The 15,808-nt window shown below is 67.5% G+C and carries 15 protein-coding genes; 6 read left to right on the forward strand and 9 right to left on the reverse strand.

The window, feature by feature from the left end:
* The 3 genes from sufB to Q0D75_RS19645 form a co-directional block, all read right to left on the reverse strand.
* Nucleotides 1–958: Fe-S cluster assembly protein SufB (sufB, locus tag Q0D75_RS19635; protein ID WP_291057328.1), on the reverse strand; the 958-nt coding region annotated here is incomplete at its 3' end.
* A gap of 157 nt (nt 959–1,115) precedes the next feature.
* Nucleotides 1,116–2,081, reverse strand: coding sequence for a COX15/CtaA family protein (locus Q0D75_RS19640; RefSeq protein ID WP_291057330.1), 966 nt, complete (start codon nt 2,079–2,081; stop codon nt 1,116–1,118).
* 27 nt (nt 2,082–2,108) lie between these two features.
* Complete coding sequence (locus tag Q0D75_RS19645) at nt 2,109–3,038, reverse strand: heme o synthase (RefSeq protein ID WP_291057332.1); 930 nt, start codon at nt 3,036–3,038, stop codon at nt 2,109–2,111.
* Between the two features lie 138 nt (nt 3,039–3,176).
* Here Q0D75_RS19645 and tkt point away from each other — a divergent pair, with 138 nt between their 5' ends.
* From tkt to pgl, 6 genes are read left to right on the forward strand one after another with little or no spacing between them, the layout of a single operon-like run.
* Complete coding sequence (tkt, locus tag Q0D75_RS19650; protein ID WP_291057334.1) at nt 3,177–5,270, forward strand: transketolase; 2,094 nt, start codon at nt 3,177–3,179, stop codon at nt 5,268–5,270.
* A gap of 32 nt (nt 5,271–5,302) precedes the next feature.
* Entirely contained in the window at nt 5,303–6,415 is a 1,113-nt protein-coding gene (gene tal / locus Q0D75_RS19655; protein WP_291057336.1) for a transaldolase, read from the forward strand.
* Nucleotides 6,412–8,016 carry a glucose-6-phosphate isomerase gene (locus Q0D75_RS19660; protein WP_291057338.1) on the forward strand — a complete coding sequence of 535 codons (1,605 nt, stop codon included), beginning with the start codon at nt 6,412–6,414 and terminating at the stop codon, nt 8,014–8,016. Before tal ends, Q0D75_RS19660 begins: the two co-directional genes overlap by 4 nt.
* Before the next feature lie 39 nt (nt 8,017–8,055).
* A complete protein-coding gene (zwf, locus tag Q0D75_RS19665) occupies nt 8,056–9,597 on the forward strand; it encodes a glucose-6-phosphate dehydrogenase (protein WP_291057340.1) in 1,542 nt (513 codons plus the stop codon).
* Nucleotides 9,594–10,568: a glucose-6-phosphate dehydrogenase assembly protein OpcA gene (locus Q0D75_RS19670; RefSeq protein WP_291057341.1), complete on the forward strand. Its 975-nt coding sequence runs from the start codon at nt 9,594–9,596 to the stop codon at nt 10,566–10,568. Before zwf ends, Q0D75_RS19670 begins: the two co-directional genes overlap by 4 nt.
* 34 nt (nt 10,569–10,602) lie before the next feature.
* Entirely contained in the window at nt 10,603–11,373 is a 771-nt protein-coding gene (pgl, locus tag Q0D75_RS19675; RefSeq protein ID WP_291057343.1) for a 6-phosphogluconolactonase, read from the forward strand.
* A gap of 73 nt (nt 11,374–11,446) precedes the next feature.
* Here the strand turns inward: pgl and Q0D75_RS19680 are convergent, their stop codons facing one another.
* The 6 genes from Q0D75_RS19680 to Q0D75_RS19705 all read right to left on the reverse strand — a co-directional run.
* On the reverse strand, nt 11,447–11,809 hold the full coding sequence (locus tag Q0D75_RS19680) for an RNA polymerase-binding protein RbpA (protein ID WP_291057345.1): 363 nt from the start codon (nt 11,807–11,809) through the stop codon (nt 11,447–11,449).
* Between the two features lie 28 nt (nt 11,810–11,837).
* On the reverse strand, nt 11,838–12,080 hold the full coding sequence (gene secG, locus Q0D75_RS19685; protein WP_291057347.1) for a preprotein translocase subunit SecG: 243 nt from the start codon (nt 12,078–12,080) through the stop codon (nt 11,838–11,840).
* A gap of 57 nt (nt 12,081–12,137) precedes the next feature.
* Nucleotides 12,138–12,926, reverse strand: coding sequence for a triose-phosphate isomerase (gene tpiA, locus Q0D75_RS19690; RefSeq protein ID WP_291057349.1), 789 nt, complete (start codon nt 12,924–12,926; stop codon nt 12,138–12,140).
* Nucleotides 12,917–14,131 carry a phosphoglycerate kinase gene (locus Q0D75_RS19695; RefSeq protein WP_291057351.1) on the reverse strand — a complete coding sequence of 405 codons (1,215 nt, stop codon included), beginning with the start codon at nt 14,129–14,131 and terminating at the stop codon, nt 12,917–12,919. The genes tpiA and Q0D75_RS19695 overlap by 10 nt, the downstream gene beginning before the upstream one ends.
* A 99-nt stretch (nt 14,132–14,230) precedes the next feature.
* Nucleotides 14,231–15,238, reverse strand: coding sequence for a type I glyceraldehyde-3-phosphate dehydrogenase (gap, locus tag Q0D75_RS19700; protein ID WP_291057353.1), 1,008 nt, complete (start codon nt 15,236–15,238; stop codon nt 14,231–14,233).
* Nucleotides 15,239–15,342: 104 nt separating this feature from the next.
* Nucleotides 15,343–15,808 (reverse strand): superoxide dismutase (locus Q0D75_RS19705; RefSeq protein WP_291057354.1); only part of this gene is annotated, 466 nt, incomplete at its 5' end.

A 15,808-nucleotide genomic window follows, 5' to 3' on the forward strand; every position in this document is an offset into this window, starting at 1 on the left:
TCTCGCCCTTGGCGTGCTCGCCGACCAGGTAGATCGACGGGTACTTCATGGTGACCTTGGAGCCGATGTTGCCGTCGATCCACTCCATCGTCGCGCCCTCGTGCGCGATCGCGCGCTTGGTGACGAGGTTGTAGACGTTGTTCGACCAGTTCTGGATCGTCGTGTAGCGAACGCGGGCGTTCTTCTTCACGATGATCTCCACCACGGCCGAGTGCAGCGAGTCACTCTTGTAGATCGGCGCCGTGCAGCCCTCGATGTAGTGCACGTACGAGCCCTCGTCGGCGATGATCAGCGTGCGCTCGAACTGGCCCATGTTCTCGGTGTTGATGCGGAAGTAGGCCTGCAGCGGGATCTCGACGTGCACACCCGGGGGCACGTAGACGAACGAGCCGCCCGACCAGACGGCCGTGTTCAGTGCGGCGAACTTGTTGTCGCCCGACGGGATGACGGTGCCGAAGTACTCGGTGAAGAACTCGGGGTGCTCGCGCAGCGCCGTGTCGGTGTCCATGAAGATGACGCCCTGGCCCTCGAGGTCTTCGCGGATCTGGTGGTAGACCACCTCCGACTCGTACTGCGCGGCGACGCCGGAGACGAGGCGCTGGCGCTCCGCCTCGGGGATGCCGAGCTTCTCGTAGGTGTTTTTGATGTCGTCGGGCAGGTCGTCCCAGGTCTGGGCCTGCTTCTCGGTCGACCGCACGAAGTACTTGATGTTGTCGAAGTCGATGCCCGAGAGATCTGCTCCCCACGTGGGCATGGGCTTGCGGCCGAAGATCTGAAGGGCCTTGAGGCGCGTCTTCAGCATCCATTCCGGTTCGCTCTTGAGATCGGAGATGTTCGTGACCACGGCTTCGTTGATTCCGCGTTTCGCGGTGGCGCCTGCCGTGTCCGAGTCGGACCAGCCGAATTCGTAAACCCCGAGGTTCTCGAGTTCCGGTCGGTCGATGAGTACGTCTGACATGACTGACTCCCTTCCTTACTGCTGCTGACTGCCGTTGGTCCCACTGCTGCTCGTGCAGCTGTCGGGTTGAACCGCACAGCCGTCTCCGACATTCCAGTGTCGCAGCGATCTATCTGCCGCGTGGCGATTCTGGGCGGATTGTGTGTCGGGTGGGAACTCACGCGTGAAAAGCGGGTTCCTGAGCTTCCATTGTATACGTGCTGGGTGCTTTGGGGGCCCAGAGCTGCGGATGAAGGTCGAGCAGCACACGCAGCACGCCCACCCACACCAAGGCCGACCCGAGCAGATGCAGCACGACCATCCATTCCGGAAGGCCGAGGAGGGCCTGGGCGACGCCGAGCGAGGCCTGGAGCACGACCACCACCACGAAGGTGACGGTGCGGCGCAGGGCCAGCGTGGCGCCCGGGATGCGCGACACCAGAACGAGCAGAACGACACCGAGCACCAGCACCAGGGTGCCCAGGATGCCGTGCACCACCGTCACCTGCTCCCAGACGAACGCCATCCGCGGCACCTCGGCCGAGTCGCCGGCGTGCGGGCCGGTGCCGGTCACCAGGGTGCCGACGAGGATCAGAACGGCCGTGGCCGCCACGAGGAGCCAGGCCAGGCCACCGACCCGCCGGGGGAACACCACCGCGGCCGACTGACCACGATGTGCCCGGTGCCAGGCGAGGGTGGTGGTGGTGAGCAGCCCGACCGCGAGCACGAAGTGCATGGCGACGACCCACGGGTTGAGCTCGGTCAGCACGGTGACCCCGCCGGCCACGGCGTTCAGCACGACGAGCCAGAACTGCGCCCAGGTGAGGCGGGTCATGCTGCGCTCGCGCGGCTTCTGCAGCCGGGCGGCGATGATGGCCCAGCCCACGGCGGCGATCAGCACGCCGGTGAGCGCCCGGTTGGTGAACTCGATGAACCCGTGGATGCCGAGTTCGGGGGTGGTGGTGAGCGAGCCGGTGTCGCAGGCCGGCCAAGTGGGGCAGCCGAGCCCGGATCCGGTCACCCGCACCACACCGCCGGTGACGATGATCAGGATGCTGACGATCAGCGCCGCCGTGGTGCCCCAGCGCAGGGCGCGGGGGGTGAGCGTCCAGCGCGAAGCGGCCCAGCCGAGTGGAGTCTTCATCGGATGATCGTCATAGTTCGGATGGCCTCACAGCGGGAAGATGGTGAGCAGCGGGTCGATCGCCACCGCGAGGAAGATCAGCGTGAGGTACGTGATCGAGCCGTGGAACACACGCATCGGCTTGATCGACAGGTCGCGGATCGACCGGCTGTAGAGGCGGTGCGACTCGTAGAGGAACCAGCCGCCCGCGATCACGGCGGTGGCCGAGTAGATCAGGCCCATGTGCCCCACCGGGATCAGCAACAGCGAGCAGGCCACCATGGCCCAGGCGTAGAGCACGATCTGCAGGCCCACGACCACGCGGCCGCGCACCACGGCGAGCATCGGCACGCCCGCGGTCTTGTAGTCGGCGCGGTACTTCATCGACAGAGGCCAGTAGTGCGGCGGGGTCCAGAGGAAGATGATGCCGAACAGGATCAGCGCCTCCCAGGAGAGGGAGTTCGTGACGGCCGCCCAGCCGATCAGCACCGGCATGCAGCCGGCGGTTCCGCCCCAGACGATGTTCTGCGGGGTGCGGCGCTTCAGCACGAGCGTGTAGAGCAGCACGTAGATGAGGATGGCGACCAGCGACAGCGCGGCGGCCAGCAGGTTGGTGAAGACGGCGAGCCACACGATGGAGAGCACGCCGATCGCCCAGGCGAAGACCAGGGCTTCGCGGTCGCTCAGCACTCCGGTGACCAGCGGACGCTTGGACGTGCGGTCCATCATGCGGTCGATGTCGCGGTCGAAGTAGCAGTTGAACGCTCCCGCACTGCCGGCCGAGAGCGCTCCGCCGATCAGGGTGGCGAAGACCAGCCACAGATTCGGGATGCCCTGCTGGGCCAGGATCATGACCGGAACGGTCGTCACCAGGAGCAGCTCGATCACCCGGGGTTTGGTCAGCGCGATGTACGCCTTGACCTTCTCCATCGGGCTGATCCGCCGATGTTCTACCCGGCCGTCAACGGCTACGTCCATTACTCCTCATTACCTGCCCATGGTGAATACAAGCTCAAGTCTATTCGATGGAGACAGGGGGCTCGGTCCGCCTCGATATGATTGATGCGGATCGGTTCCGTATCTGAGGAACCGCGATCGAGAAGGGTCCAACACCTCGTGGCGACACTCCAATGGGAACCCATTGACGACCAGGCCGTAACCACCGCGAAGCTCCTCGCCGCTGACGCGGTCGAGAAGGTCGGGAACGGCCACCCGGGAACGGCGATCAGCCTCGCTCCCGCCGCCTACCTCCTCTTCCAGAAGGTGATGCGCAAAGACCCGAGCGACCAGCACTGGCTGGGCCGGGACCGCTTCATCCTCTCGGTCGGCCACTCCTCGCTGACCCAGTACATCCAGCTCTACCTGGGCGGCTACGGCCTCGAGCTCGACGACCTCAAGGCGCTGCGCACCTGGGGCTCGCTCACGCCGGGCCACCCGGAGTACGGCCACACCGACGGCGTCGAGATCACCACCGGCCCGCTCGGCCAGGGCCTCGCCTCCTCCGTGGGCTTCGCCTACGCCCAGCGCTTCGAGCGCGGACTGTTCGACCCCGAGGCCGAGGCGGGCACCAGCCCGTTCGACCACCACACCTACGTGATCGCCGGCGACGGCGACATGCAGGAGGGCGTCACCAGCGAGGCCGCCTCCCTCGCCGGCCACCAGCAGCTCGGCAACCTGATCGCGATCTACGACTCCAACCAGATCTCCATCGAAGACGACACCAACATCGCCTTCACCGAAGACGTGCACGCGCGCTTCGAGGCCTACCACTGGCACGTGCAGGTGGTCGACTGGAAGAAGACCGGCCAGTACGTCGAAGACGTCCAGGCGCTCTACGAGGCGATCGAGGCGGCCAAGGCCGAGACCTCCAAGCCCTCGCTGATCATCCTCAAGACGATCATCGGCTGGCCGTCGCCGAAGAAGCAGAACACCGGCAAGATCCACGGATCGGCCCTCGGGGCCGACGAGCTCAAGGGCCTCAAAGAGGTTCTCGGCGCCGACCCCGAGCAGAGCTTCGTGGTGGCCGACGAGGTCATCTCGCACACCCGCAAGGCCGTGCAGAGGGGCTCCGAGGAGCGCGCCGAGTGGCAGAAGGGCTTCGACGCCTGGGCCGCCGCCAACCCCGAGAAGAAGCAGCTGCTCGACCGCCTCGAGGCGGGCGAGCTGCCCGAGAACCTCGAGTCGGTGCTGCCCGCGTTCGAGGGCGGCAAAGACGTCTCGACCCGTGCCGCCTCCGGCAAGGTCATCAACGCCCTCGCCGCCGAGCTGCCCGAGTTCTGGGGCGGATCGGCCGACCTGGCCGAGTCGAATAACACCACCATCGAGTCGGCGGCCTCGTTCGTGCCGGCCGAGCACTCCACCCACGAGTGGACGGGCAACCCCTACGGCCGCGTGCTGCACTTCGGCATCCGCGAGCACGCCATGGGCTCGATCCTGAACGGCATCGTGCTGCACGGCAAGACCCGCCCGTTCGGCGGCACCTTCCTCATCTTCAGCGACTACATGCGCCCCGCGGTGCGTCTGGCCGCGCTGATGAAGGTGCCCTCGGTGTTCGTCTGGACGCACGACTCCGTCGCCCTCGGCGAAGACGGCCCCACGCACCAGCCGATCGAGCAGCTGTGGTCGCTCCGCGCGATCCCGGGGCTCGACGTCGTGCGTCCCGCCGACGCCAACGAGGTGGCCTACGCCTGGCTGACGATCCTCGGCCGCCGGCACAACCCGGCCGGCATCGCACTCACTCGCCAGAACATCCCCACCTACGAGCGGGGCGAGGGCGAAGCATCCGGTGACGTCTTCGCGTCGGCCGCCAACACCTCCAAGGGCGCCTACGTGCTCGCCGAGGCTCCGGGCGGCACCCCCGACGTGATCTTCATCGCGACCGGTTCCGAGGTGCAGCTCGCTGTCGAGGCGCGCGCGATCCTGGCCGGCGAGGGCATCAACGCCCGCGTCGTCTCAGCTCCGTCGCTGGAGTGGTTCGAAGAGCAGCCCACCGAGTACAAGGAGTCGGTGCTGCCGGCCTCCGTCAAGGCGCGCGTGTCGATCGAAGCCGGTATCGGCCTCGGTTGGCGTCAGTACGTCGGCGACGCCGGACGCATCGTCTCGATCGAGCACTTCGGTGCCTCGGCCGACTACAAGACGCTGTTCCGCGAGTTCGGCATCACCACCGAGGCCGCGGTCGAGGCCGCGAAGACCTCCATCGCCGCCCTCTGAACCTGAATTTCCCTACAAGGAGACATGAACACATGACCGAAGCAACTCCCACGCAGCAGCTCTCCGAGGTCGGCGTCAGCATCTGGCTCGACGACCTGTCGCGCTCGCGCATCTCCTCGGGCGGCCTGCAGAAGCTGATCGCCGAGAAGAACGTCGTCGGTGTCACGACGAACCCGTCGATCTTCGCCGCGGCCCTCGCCAACGGCGAGTCGTACGCCGAGCAGGTCGCCGTTCTGGCCAAGGCCGGCGCGGATGTCACCTCCGCCGTCTTCGAGATCACCACCGACGACGTCGCCGCCGCCAGCGACATCTTCAAGCCGATCTACGACTCCACCGGCGGCTTCGACGGCCGCGTCTCGATCGAGGTCGAGCCGGGCCTCGCGCACGACGCGCAGGGCACCATCGAGCAGGCGCAGGCGCTGTACAAGAAGGTCGACCGTGAGAACGTGCTGATCAAGATCCCCGCGACCGTGGAGGGCCTGGAGGCCATCACCGCCACGATCGCCGCGGGCATCTCGGTCAACGTCACGCTGATCTTCTCGCTCGAGCGCTACCGCGATGTCATCAACGCCTACCTGTCCGGTCTGGAGAAGGCCAAGGAGGCGGGGCTCGACCTGTCGAAGATCCACTCGGTCGCCTCCTTCTTCGTGTCGCGCGTCGACACCGAGATCGACAAGCGCCTGGTCGCGATCGGCACCGACGAGGCCCTCGCCCTCAAGAGCAAGGCGGGCGTCGCGAACGCCCAGCTCGCCTACGAGGTGTACGAGCAGTCCTTCGCCACCGAGCGTGCCGCATTCCTGCTGGCCGCCGGCGCCAACAAGCAGCGTCCGCTCTGGGCCTCGACCGGTGTGAAAGACCCCAGCGTTCCCGACACCACGTACGTGGTGGAGCTGGCAGCCCCCGAGGTCGTCAACACCATGCCCGAGAAGACCCTCGACGCCACCTTCGACCACGGTGTGGTCACCGGCGACACGATCTCCGGATCGTACGCCGCGGCGAACAAGGTGCTCGACGCCATCGGCGCCCAGGGCATCTCCTACGCCGAGGTCACCGAGCTGCTCGAGAAGGAGGGCGTCGAGAAGTTCATCGTGTCCTGGAACGAGCTGCTGGAGACGGTGACCACCGCTCTGGAGTCGGCCAAGTGACCGTTGGCATCCACCTCTCCGGTGATGCCAAGAAGGCCGTGCACACGCACGTGCCTCAGCTCGTCGCCGACCTCGTGGCGTCCGGCATCACGGCCCAGAACCCCTCCCTGTGGGGCCCTGCGGCCGAGCCGGAGGCCGCGAAGCGGCTGGGCTGGACCGAAGCCGTCTCGATCTCGCGCCCGCTTGTGGCCGAGATCGAGGCGCTCCGCGCCGAGTTCCTCGCGATCGGCATCGACCACTTCGTGCTGGCCGGCATGGGTGGATCGTCGCTCGCTCCCGAGGTGATCACCCGTACCGCGGGCGTCGAGCTCACCATCCTCGACTCGACCGCGCCCGAGCAGATCGCCTCCGCCCTGGCCGACCGCCTCGAGTCGACGGTGCTGATCGCTTCGTCGAAGTCCGGCGGCACGCTGGAGACCGACAGCCAGCGCCGCGCGTACGAGGCCGCGTTCCGCGCGGCCGACATCGACCCGGCGAACCGCATCGTCATCGTCACCGACCCGGGATCGCCCCTGCAGGAGCTGGCGACGGATGCCGGCTACCGCACCTTCCTGGCCGACCCGAACGTGGGCGGGCGGTACTCCGCCCTCACGGCCTTCGGACTGGTACCGGCGGGCCTCGCGGGCGCCGACATCGGCGAGCTGCTCGACGAGGCCGACGCGATCTCGCTCAACCTCGCGGAGGACGGCGACGAGAACTTCGGTCTCATCCTGGGCGCCGCCCTCGCCGGAACCGTCCCGCTGCGGGACAAGACCGGCATCGTGGCCGACGGAACCCACATCGTGGGCTTCGCCGACTGGGCCGAGCAGCTGATCGCCGAGTCGACCGGCAAAGACGGCAAGGGCCTTCTGCCGATCGTGCTCGACGTCGACTCCCCCGAGATCACCGAGGGACTCCCCGACGTGCAGATCGTGCGGCTGGTCGCCAACGCGAACGAGTTCCACCTGCACGAGAAGCACCCGGGCGAGGTGTTGATCAGCGGTTCCCTCGGGGCCTTGATCCTCACCTGGGAGTACGCGATCGCGGTGGCCGGGCGCCTGCTCGGCATCGACCCGTTCGACCAGCCCGACGTGGAGTCCGCCAAGGAGGCCGCCCGCGGCCTGCTGGAGAACCGGCCAGAGCCGGTGGCACCCGCGTTCGTCGAGGGCGGCATCGAGGTGCGCGGCTCGACCGAGGCGCTCACCGCATCCGGAACCCTCGCCGGCGCCGTCGACTCCCTGCTCGCCGAGCTGCCCTCCGATGGGTACCTCGCGGTCATGGCGTACGTCGACCGCCTCGAGCTGCCGCAGCTCGCCGAGCTCCGCGACCTGCTCGCGGCGCGCTCGCACCGGCCGGTCACGTTCGGCTGGGGCCCGCGCTTCCTGCACTCCACCGGTCAGTACCACAAGGGCGGCCCCGCCGCCGGTGTGTTCCTGCAGATCACCGCTGACACCGAGAACGACCTGGTGATCCCGGATCGCCCGTTCACCTTCGGTCAGCTCATCCAGGCCCAGGCCAGCGGCGACGCCACGGTTCTCGCAGAGCACGGTCGACCCGTGCTGCGCCTGAACCTCGGCGACGCCCAGGCCGACGTGTCGACGCTGTTCAGCGCCCTGCGCTGAGCTGCCGCCGAGAACCGACACAAGGAGTTACACGTATCCATGCCTCCCGTTGAGATAACGCCGGAGTACAACCCGCTGCGCCTGCCGACGGATCGCCGGCTCAACCGGATCGCGGGGCCCTCGGGCCTGGTGATCTTCGGGGTGACCGGTGACCTGTCGCGCAAGAAGCTCATGCCCGCGGTGTACGACCTCGCCAGCCGGGGCCTTCTGCCGCCGGGCTTCTCGCTGATCGGCTTCGCCCGCCGTGACTGGGAGGACCAGGACTTCGAGCGGGTCGTGCACGACTCCGTCAAGGAGCACTCGCGAACGCCGTTTGACGAGGACGTGTGGCGCCAGCTCTCCGAGGGCATCCGCTTCGTCTCGGGTGAGTTCGACGACGACAGCGCCTTCGAGCAGCTGAAGACGACGATCGACGAGCTCGACCGCGACCGCGGCACCATGGGCAACTACGCGTTCTACCTGTCGATCCCGCCGAAGGCCTTCCCGCTGGTGACCGAGCAGCTGCGCCGTTCGGGACTCGCCGACCAGAGCGAGGACCACTGGCGCCGCGTGGTGATCGAGAAGCCCTTCGGCAGCGACCTGAAGACGGCGATCGAGCTGAACGACGTGGTCGAGTCGGTCTTCCCGCCCGACTCGGTGTTCCGCATCGACCACTACCTGGGCAAGGAGACGGTGCAGAACATCCTCGCTCTGCGCTTCGCCAACCAGCTCTACGAACCCATCTGGAACGCCAACTACGTCGACCACGTGCAGATCACGATGGCCGAAGACATCGGCGTGGGCGGCCGGGCCGGCTACTACGACGGCATCGGCGCGGCCCGCGACGTCATCCAGAACCACTTGCTGCAGCTGATGGCGCTCACCGCCATGGAGGAGCCCATCTCGTTCGACGCCGCCGATCTGCGTGCCGAGAAGGAGAAGGTGCTCGCCGCCGTCAAGCTTCCCGACGACCTGGCCACGGTCACCGCGCGCGGTCAGTACTCGGGCGGCTGGCAGGGTGGCGAGAAGGTTCTCGGCTTCCTCGAGGAAGACGGCATGAACCCCGAGTCGCTCACCGAGACCTACGCGGCCGTGAAGCTCGACATCGGCACCCGCCGCTGGGCGGGCGTGCCGTTCTACCTGCGGGCCGGCAAGCGGCTCGGCCGCCGGGTCACGGAGATCGCGGTCGTATTCAAGCGCGCGCCGCAGTACCTCTTCGCCGAGAGCCAGACCTCCGAACTCGGTCAGAACGCCCTGGTCATCCGGGTGCAGCCCGACGAGGGTGTCACGATCCGGTTCGGCTCGAAGGTGCCCGGCGCCGGCGTGCAGGTGCGCGACGTCACCATGGACTTCGGCTACGGCCACGCCTTCACCGAAGCCAGCCCGGAGGCCTATGAGCGCCTCATCCTCGACGTGCTGCTCGGCGATCCGCCGCTGTTCCCGCGTCAGAAGGAGGTCGAGCTCTCGTGGAAGATCCTCGACCCGATCGAGGAGTTCTGGACCACCCAGGGCCAGCCCGAGCAATACCGCCCGGGAACCTGGGGGCCGGACTCCGCCGATGAACTGCTCGCCCGCGACGGAAGAACCTGGAGACGTCCGTGATCGTCGATCTGCCTGACACCACCACGAGCAAGATCTCGAAATCGCTCGTGAAGATCCGTGAAGAGGGTGGAGCGGTGGCCCTCGGCCGCGTTCTCACCCTCGTCATCGTCACCTCGCTCGGCGAGGAGGAGGATGCCATCGAGGCGGCGAACGACGCCTCGCGCGAGCACCCGATGCGCGTCATCGTGGTCTCGACCGACCAGGAGAACGACGGCTCGACCACCGGGCGCGGTGCCCGGCTCGACGCGCAGATCCGGGTCGGCGGCGACGCCGGAGCGAGCGAGGTCATCGTGCTGCGCGCGTACGGAGCCGCGGCGAGCGACCAGGAGGGCCTGGTCACGGGACTCCTGCTCTCGGATGCGCCGGTCGTCGTCTGGTGGCCCGGAATGGCGCCGGAGAACGTCTCGAAGTCGAGCCTCGGCCGCATCGCCACCCGGCGCATCACCGACTCGTCGAACCAGTCGAACCCGTACGAAGCGCTGCTCGCCCGGGCCAAGACCTACAAGCCGGGCGACACCGACTTCGCCTGGACCCGGCTCACCCTCTGGCGGGCGCAGCTCGCCGCGGTGCTCGATCAGCCGCCCTACGAGCCGGTGACGGCGATCGAGGTCTCCGGAGCATCCGACTCCCCCTCGACGCTGCTGCTCGCCGCCTGGCTGCGTCACCAGCTGAAGGTGCCGGTGGAGTACGGACTGCTGTCGCGCGCGAACGGCTCGAGCGGTATCCACGGCGTCACGCTCACGCGCGTCAGCGGTCCGATCGAACTCGTGCGCGAGGTGCCGAACGTGGCCCGGCTGAGCCAGCCGAACCAGCCCACCCACGACCTCTCGTTGCCCCGCCGTAACCTGCGGGACTGCCTGGCCGAGGAGCTGCGCCGGCTCGACCCGGACGACCTGTATGGTGAGGTCATCTCCCAGGGTCTCGCCGAACTGCTCGAGACGGACGATGCCCGCGTCCGCGACGCGGAATGACGAGTAAGAGTACACACGTGAGGGTAGACACCATATGACGACCGACCGACGCGTGCTCGTGCACCCCGACAAGGAGTCGCTCGCCGGCTCCGTGGCGGCCCGCTTCATCACGAAGGTGATCGACATCCTCGACGAGTACGACGAGGCGCACATCGTGCTGACCGGCGGGACGATGGGTGGAGCCGTGCTCGCGGCGATCCGATCGTCGGCGGCCTCCGACACCATCGACTGGTCACGCCTGCACTTCTGGTGGGGCGACGAGCGATTCGTGCCCAAGAAGGATGCCGACCGCAACGACCTGCAGGCCTTCGAGGCGCTGCTGGACCACGTGCCGGTCGATCCGGCCAAGGTGCATGCGTTCCCGGCGTCCGACGAGATCGCCGACCTCGACGAGGCCGCGCGCGTTTACGCGGCCGAGCTGGCCGAGGCGGCTCCCGAGGGCGAGGACTACCCCCGTTTCGACATCATGTTCCTCGGGGTCGGGCCGGACGGGCACATCGCCTCGCTCTTCCCCGGGCACGACGAGATCCGCATCACGGATGCCACGGTGGTGCCGGTGCGCAACTCGCCGAAACCGCCGCCCGAGCGCCTCAGCCTGACGCTGCCGGTCATCCAGTCGGCCGACCGCATCTGGATGGTGCTGGCCGGAGCGGACAAGGCCTCGGCCATCGGTCTCGCCCTCGCCGGCGCCAGCATCGACGAGGTTCCGGTCGCCGGCGCCCAGGGCCGCAAGCGCACCGTCTTCTTCGTCGACCGCGAGGCGGCCGCCGAGGTGCCCGAGTCGCTCATCGCGCCGTCCTACTGATCCGGTTCCCCGAACGCCGAAAGGGCAGTCTCACGTCATTGTGAGACTGCCCTTTCGGGTTTCGGTGAGGCTTTTACGAGGCGGCGGTTCCCCGACGCGAGCGCAGCTGCTGCAGCGCGTCTTCGAGGAGCTGCTCGGCCTCCTGCTCCGTGCGGCGCTCCTTCACGTAGGCGAGGTGCGTCTTGTAGGGCTCGAGCTTGGTGACCGAGGGCGGGTTCGCCTTGTCGCGACCGGCCGGCAGCCCCGAGGTGGGGCAGTCGATCGTCTCGGGGATCTCCTCGTCGGGCAGGTTGGCGGCGAAATAGCGCACCGTCTCGTTGCCCAGCGCGTCCCAGTACGAGACCTGGATCCGCTCCGCGTGGAAACCGCGGTCCTGCTCCCCCATCGGCCCTGCGCCGACACGCGATCCGCGGATCGCGCTTCCTCCTGATGCCATGTTGCTTCCCCTGTCTTGCTCTTGGTGTCTATTCGAACTTCGTGATGAGCCCGAGCACGACGATGCTGGCGACCCAGACGAGGCCCAGGATCACGGTGATGCGGTTGAGGTTGCGCTCGGCAACACCGGAAGCCCCCAGGTTCGAGGTGACGCCCCCACCGAACATGTCGGAGAGGCCGCCACCTCGCCCCTTGTGGAGCAGGATGAGAAGGGTCAGCAGCAGGCTCGTGATTCCGAGCACCACCTGAAGGATGACCTGAAGGATTTGCACTGCTTGCCTTTCACATGCGGGAAGATCGGGTCGATCCCCCGAAGACCAGAGGTCAGTCTACACTCCGACGTGCTTCTGGTAGCGCACGATCGCCGCGAACTCGGCGATGTCCAGGCTCGCGCCGCCCACCAGGGCGCCGTCGACGTTGGGCTCGCGCATGAAGCCGGCGATGTTGCCCGACTTCACCGAACCGCCGTACAGGATGCGCGTGGCGGCAGCCGCGTCGGCACTCAGGCTCTCGGCGATGACGGCGCGGAGGGCCGCGCCCACGGTCTCGGCCTGGTCGGGCGTCGCCGCCTGGCCGGAGCCGATCGCCCACACGGGCTCGTAGGCCACCACGATGTCGGCGTCGGCCTTGAGACCGGCGATCGCCGTCTTCAGCTGGGCCACCGGCACGGCGCTCTGGCCGTGCTTCTCGAGGTCCTCGGCGGTCTCCCCGACGCAGATCACGGGCACGATGCCGTTCGCGACCGCGGCCTTGACCTTGGCAGCGACGATCTCATCCGTCTCCCCGTGCAGGGTGCGACGCTCGGAGTGACCGATGATGACGTACTTGGTGTCGAGCTGCGCCAGGAACTGGCCCGAGATCTCACCGGTGTAGGCACCGGACTCGTGCTCGGAGATGTCCTGCCCACCGTAGGCGAGCTTGAGCTTGTCGGCAGAGACGAGGGTCTGCACCGAACGCAGATCGGTGAACGGCGGGAAGATCGCCACTTCGACGTCGTCGAAGTCGTGCTTCGCGTCGTCGAGCGACCAGGCGAGCTTCTGCACGAAGGCGATCGCCTGCAGGTGGTCGAGGTTCATCTTCCAGTTGCCGGCGATGAGGGGTGTGCGATTCAGGACCATCCGAGGACCTCCAGGCCAGGGAGACGCTTGCCCTCGAGGAATTCGAGACTGGCACCGCCTCCGGTTGAGATGTGGCCGAACTGCTCGTCGGCGAAACCGAGGGCGCGCACGGCCGCAGCCGAGTCTCCGCCGCCGACGACACCGAGGCCGTCGACCTTCGTGAGTGCTTCCGCCACGGCTTTGGTGCCGGCGGCGAAGGGGGCGAGTTCGAAAACGCCCATGGGGCCGTTCCAGAACACGGTCTTGGACGCCTCGATGATCGAGGCGAAGTTCTGCGCGGTCTCCGGGCCGATGTCGAGTCCGAGTCCGGATGCCCCGAACGCGGTCTTCTCGATGGAGTCGGCCGCGGTGACCTCCACCTCCGCGTCGGCGCCGAACTTCGAGGCCACGACGACGTCGGTGGGCAGCACGATGGTGACGCCGAGCTCGTCGGCCTTCTCGAGGTATCCGCGCACCGTGTCGAGCTGGTCGACTTCGAGGAGGCTCGAGCCCACCTCGTGGCCTTGGGCCTTGAGGAAGGTGAAGAGCATCCCGCCGCCGATCAGCAGCGTGTTGACGCGAGGCAGCAGGTGCCCGATGACGCCGAGCTTGTCGGAGACCTTCGAGCCGCCGAGCACCACCGTGTAGGGGCGCTCGGGGTTCTCGGTGAGCTTGTCGAGCACGTCGAGCTCGGTCTCGATCAGCAGGCCGGCGGCACTCGGTAGCAGCTCGGCGAGGTCGTAGACGCTCGCCTGCTTGCGGTGCACGACACCGAATCCGTCGGAGACGAAGGAGTCGCCGAACGCGGCCAGCTGCTCGGCGAACGCGCGGCGCTCGCCTTCGTCTTTGCTGGTCTCGCCCGGGTTGAAGCGCAGGTTCTCGAGAACCGCGATCTCGCCGTCGCCCAGCCCGGCCACGGCATCCTGTGCGCTCTGGCCCACGGTGTCGCTCGCGAACGCGACCGGCTTGCCGAGCAGCTCGGAGAGGCGCGTAGCGACCGGCTCGAGGGAGTACTTGGCCTCCGGGGCGCCGTCGGGGCGGCCGAGGTGGCTCACCACCACGACGCGGGCGCCGGCGTCGAGCAGGCGGTTCAGGGTGGGCAGGCTCGCGCGCACGCGACCGTCGTCGGTGATGACCCCGTCCTTCACAGGAACGTTGAGGTCGCATCGCACGATGACGCGCTTGCCGGAGAGGGATCCTAGGGAATCGAGTGTTCGGAGCGTCACAAGACGCCTTTCGTCAGAAGACGGTGGCGCCCCAGCTCCATTACAGGGCGGGGGCGCCACCGGCTGGGTGGCTGCGGCGCTAGCGCCACAAAAATTGGATCAGAGCTTGGCTGCGACGTACTCGGTGACGTCGACGAGGCGGTTGGAGTAGCCCCACTCGTTGTCGTACCAGGAGGCGACCTTGACCTGGTTGCCGATGACCTTGGTCAGGCCGGCGTCGAAGATCGAGGAGTGCGGGTCGGACACGATGTCGCTGGAGACGATCGGGTCTTCGGTGTAGCTCAGGATGCCGGCGAGGTCGCCCTCGGCAGCATTCTTGTAGGCCGCGTTGATCTCCTCGACGGTGGCCGGGTTGGTCAACTCGACGGTGAGGTCGGTGATCGAACCGGTCGGGACCGGAACGCGCAGCGCGTAGCCGTCGAGCTTGCCGACGAGCTCGGGGATGACCAGGCCCAGGGCCTTGGCGGCACCGGTGGAGGTAGGGATGATGTTCTGCGCGGCGCCGCGGGCACGGCGCAGGTCGCTGTGCGGGCCGTCCTGCAGGTTCTGGTCGGCGGTGTAGGCGTGAACCGTGGTCATCAGACCGCGCTCGATGCCGAAGTTGTCCAGCAGCACCTTGGCGAGCGGCGCGAGGCAGTTCGTGGTGCAGGAGGCGTTCGAGATGATGTCGTGGATCGCCGGGTCGTAGGTGCCCTCGTTGACACCGAGAACCAGGGTGGCGACGTCGGCACCGGTGGCCGGAGCCGAGACGATGACCTTCTTGGCGCCGGCGGTGATGTGCGCGCGGGCGTCGTCGGAAGCGGTGAAGCGGCCGGTCGACTCGATCACGATGTCGACGCCCAGCTCGCCCCAGGGGAGGTCGGCGGGGTTGCGCTCGGCGAGCACGATGATCGGCTTGCCGTTGACGACGATCTTGTCTCCGTCGAGCTCCACCTTGGCGTCGAGTCGGCCCGTGATGGAGTCGTACTTGAGCAGGTGGGCCAGCGCCTTGTTGTCGGTCAGGTCGTTGACCGCGACGATCTCGAGGTCACTTCCCTTCGCGAGGGCGGCGCGGAAGAAGTTGCGACCGATGCGGCCGAAGCCGTTGATTCCGATCTTTACAGACACAGATTGCTCCTGTTGCTGGGGCCCGGAAAGGGCATTTGTGGTGGGTAGCTGTGGAGAGGGATGCCGGGACCGGAATCACACTCGGACACCGGCATCCCGTATGCCTACGAGAGTACCAGCAGGCCTTCGGTCTTGGTGGTGGCCGCTGCCAGGCGGGCGGCGACGTTGGACCAGTTGGCGATGTTCCAGACGGCCTTGATGTAGTCGGCGCGCACGTTGAGGTAGTCGAGGTAGTAGGCGTGCTCCCAGACGTCGAGCATGAACAGGGGCACGACGCCGAAGGGGATGTTGCCCTGCTGGTCGAAGAGCTGGAAGACGGTGAGGTTCTTGCCGATGACGTCGTAGCCGAGCACGGCCCAGCCGGAGCCCTGCACGCCGAGAGCTACGGCGGTGAAGTGGGCCTGGAACTTCTCGAACGAGCCGAAGGCGTCGTCGATGGCGGAGGCGAGTTCGCCTTCGGGGGTCTGGGTGTCGGGGGTGAGGTTGGTCCAGAAGATCGAGTGGTTGACGTGGCCGCCGAGGTTGAAGGCGAGGTCTTTCTCGAGCTTGTTGACGTTGGCGAGGTTGCCG

Source organism: Herbiconiux sp. (assembly GCF_023264855.1).
Lineage (GTDB): Bacteria > Actinomycetota > Actinomycetes > Actinomycetales > Microbacteriaceae > Herbiconiux.

What these genes read in the sequence shown, in the direction of transcription:
- Q0D75_RS19640 (WP_291057330.1), bottom strand. Translation starts at nt 2,081, where the DNA reads ATGAAGACTCCACTCGGCTGGGCCGCTTCGCGCTGGACGCTCACCCCC.
- tal (WP_291057336.1), top strand. Translation starts at nt 5,303, where the DNA reads ATGACCGAAGCAACTCCCACGCAGCAGCTCTCCGAGGTCGGCGTCAGC.
- pgl (WP_291057343.1), top strand. Translation starts at nt 10,603, where the DNA reads ATGACGACCGACCGACGCGTGCTCGTGCACCCCGACAAGGAGTCGCTC.
- Q0D75_RS19645 (WP_291057332.1), bottom strand. Translation starts at nt 3,038, where the DNA reads ATGGACGTAGCCGTTGACGGCCGGGTAGAACATCGGCGGATCAGCCCG.
- tpiA (WP_291057349.1), bottom strand. Translation starts at nt 12,926, where the DNA reads ATGGTCCTGAATCGCACACCCCTCATCGCCGGCAACTGGAAGATGAAC.
- Q0D75_RS19680 (WP_291057345.1), bottom strand. Translation starts at nt 11,809, where the DNA reads ATGGCATCAGGAGGAAGCGCGATCCGCGGATCGCGTGTCGGCGCAGGG.
- zwf (WP_291057340.1), top strand. Translation starts at nt 8,056, where the DNA reads ATGCCTCCCGTTGAGATAACGCCGGAGTACAACCCGCTGCGCCTGCCG.